The sequence below is a fragment of the Nocardia araoensis NBRC 100135 genome (genome assembly GCF_000308435.1).
Lineage (GTDB): Bacteria > Actinomycetota > Actinomycetes > Mycobacteriales > Mycobacteriaceae > Nocardia > Nocardia araoensis.
The window spans coordinates 1-2,377 of sequence record NZ_BAFR01000060.1 but is presented as its reverse complement, the minus strand read 5'-3'; the positions used below and the strand labels follow the sequence as shown (position 1 = coordinate 2,377).

General features: G+C 69.4%; 3 protein-coding genes and 1 pseudogene. 3 read left to right on the top strand and 1 reads right to left on the bottom strand.

Annotated elements, in window-relative coordinates; translation table 11 throughout:
* The 3 genes from ON21_RS08440 to ON21_RS08430 all read left to right on the top strand — a co-directional run.
* On the top strand, positions 1–768 hold a 768-nt coding region (locus tag ON21_RS08440), incomplete at its 5' end, for a peptidase dimerization domain-containing protein (RefSeq protein WP_157170759.1).
* Positions 765–1,652 carry an alpha/beta hydrolase gene (locus ON21_RS08435; protein WP_051020486.1) on the top strand — a complete coding sequence of 296 codons (888 nt, stop codon included), beginning with the start codon at positions 765–767 and terminating at the stop codon, positions 1,650–1,652. The genes ON21_RS08440 and ON21_RS08435, both read left to right, overlap by 4 nt.
* Positions 1,653–1,661: 9 nt before the next feature.
* Positions 1,662–2,114: a 6,7-dimethyl-8-ribityllumazine synthase gene (locus tag ON21_RS08430; RefSeq protein WP_039796961.1), complete on the top strand. Its 453-nt coding sequence runs from the start codon at positions 1,662–1,664 to the stop codon at positions 2,112–2,114.
* 4 nt (positions 2,115–2,118) lie between these two features.
* Here the strand turns inward: ON21_RS08430 and ON21_RS08425 are convergent.
* A pseudogene (locus ON21_RS08425) lies at positions 2,119–2,377 on the bottom strand (metallopeptidase); the annotation flags it as partial.

Here is a 2,377-nt window from a genome sequence, read left to right as displayed (position 1 = left end):
TACGCGACGGTCCGGTTGTCGGTCACCGAAGTGGGCGGGCACTCGTCCATGCCGGGCAAGCAGACGGCCGTCGGCCGGATCGCGCGGGCGGTCGGCCGCATCCAGGACCATCCGATGCCGCTGCGCCTGACCCCGGTGATCGCGGACATGCTGAACCGGGTGCGCGAGGTCATGCCGGCGCCGCGGCGGCGTCTGCTCGCTCTGGCGCGCATCGCCGCGCCGGTGGTCACCCGGGTGATGGCGACCCAGCCGCAGACCGAGGCGATGGTGCGCACCACCACGGCGCCGACTGTGATCCGCGGCGGAGTGCGAGCGAACGTGCTGCCCCAGCGGGCCGAGGCCATGGTGAACTTCCGCATCCTGCCCGGCGACACGGTCGCCTCGGTGCTGGCACACTGCCGGAAAGTCGTGCGCGACAAGGGGATTCGGTTCGAGCTGGTCGGCATGTCGTCGGAGCCGTCACAGATCACCCGACCCGGCCCCGCATTCGGCCTGATCGCCGATCTCGCCCGCGCCGTCGTCCCCGGCATCGCGGTGACCACCGGCATCGTTCCCGGCGCCACCGACTCCAGGCACTACGACGACCTGGCGGGAACACGGTGCAATTTCGCCCCCATCGTGCTGGACGAGCGCGACCTGGCCTCGATCCACGGAACCGACGAGCGCATCTCCCGAGTCAACTACGCTCGACTCATCGAGTTCAACCGGCGACTGATCGAGCATTTCGCGACGGTCGGCACGCCATCGACATCAGGAGCGCAGGGATGACGACCGAGCCGACGGCTGGCGACGCCACGCCCACCGAGCCGCCCGCGATCCGCACCGAGACCGGCGAGTTCGACGGTGTCGGCAGCGGAGTCGCCTGGCGAGCGTGGCTGCCGGAGGGCGCAGCGCGGGGCGTGATCGTCCTGGTGCACGGCGTCGCCGAGCATTCCGGCCGCTATGTCCACGTGGGGCAGCGCCTGGTCGCCGCCGGTTTCGCGGTCTACGCGCTCGACCACATCGGGCACGGGAAATCCGCGGGCAGCAAGGCCAATATCGGCTCCATGGCGGCTGCCGCGGACAACGTCGCCGCCATGCTGGACATCGCGAGTCGCGAGCAGCCCGGCGTGCCGCGCTTCCTGGTCGCGCACTCGATGGGCAGCCTGATCACCCTGTATCTGGCCACCCGCGCGCCGATCGACGTCGCGGGCATCGTGCTGTCGGCTCCGCCGCTGGACATCCCGGTGGGCAATCCGGTGCAGCGCATGCTCGCGCCGGTGTTGAGCCGGTTCACGCCGAATCTCGGTGTGCTGAAACTCGATTCCTCGCAGATCAGCCGCGACCCCGCGGTCGTGACTGCCTACGACAACGATCCGCTGGTCTATCGCGGCATGCTGCCCGCACGCACCGGCGCCGAGATGCTGAACGCGACGAATACGGTCAAGCAGCGCCTGGCGAAGGTCACCGTGCCGCTCCTGGTGCTGCACGGCACCGCCGACGCGATCGCCGCGCCGTCCAGCTCCGATCTCATCGAGCGGGGCGCCGGGTCGAAGGACCTCACGGTGATCCGCTACGAGGGCCTCTACCACGAGGTGTTCAACGAGCCCGAGCAGCAGAAGGTGCTCGACGATGTCGTCGGCTGGCTGGAAGCGCACCTTACCGAACAGTAGTATCTCTCCATGAGTACTACCGGTTCCATCGCGTTCATCCGCGCCAGCTGGCACAGCTCGATCGTCGAAAAGGCGTACGAGGGCTTCCGCGCCGAATACGCCGACCTCGGTTTCGATCCCGCCGGCATCGACGTCTACGAGGTGCCGGGCGCCTTCGAGATCCCGCTGCACGCCAAGCGCTTGGCGCAGTCCGGCCGGTACGCGGCGATCGTCGCGTCCGCGCTGGTGGTGGACGGCGGCATCTACCGGCACGACTTCGTGGCCTCGGCGGTGATCGACGGGCTGATGCGAGTCCAGCTGGACACGGACGTGCCGGTGTTCTCGGTCGTGCTCACCCCGCACCACTTCCACGAGCACAGCGAGCACGTCACGTTCTTCACCGAGCACTTCGTGACCAAGGGTGCCGAGGCGGCGCGAGCGCTGGCGGGCACGCTCAGCTCGCTGCGGTCGCTGCCGGTGTAGGCGACTACCGGAACTTGGTCAGGCAGGCGCTCTCACCATCCAGCACACCGGTGCGGAACGCCTCCAACCGCTGGTAACCGCTCGGCACGACCTTGCCGTTCACGTCGGCCGCCGCCAAGCCGTCGGCGAGCAGGCCGGAGACCGCTTCGTCCAGATCGCCCGCGGACAGGTGCGGATCGCTGCCCGGCTCGCTCAACTTGGTGGTCACCGCGCCGCTGAGGCAGGCGGTGCGCAGACCCGCCGTCTCCGCGCCGGTCAGCGAC

What these genes read in the sequence shown, in the direction of transcription:
- ON21_RS08435 (WP_051020486.1), top strand. Translation starts at nt 765, where the DNA reads ATGACGACCGAGCCGACGGCTGGCGACGCCACGCCCACCGAGCCGCCC.
- ON21_RS08430 (WP_039796961.1), top strand. Translation starts at nt 1,662, where the DNA reads ATGAGTACTACCGGTTCCATCGCGTTCATCCGCGCCAGCTGGCACAGC.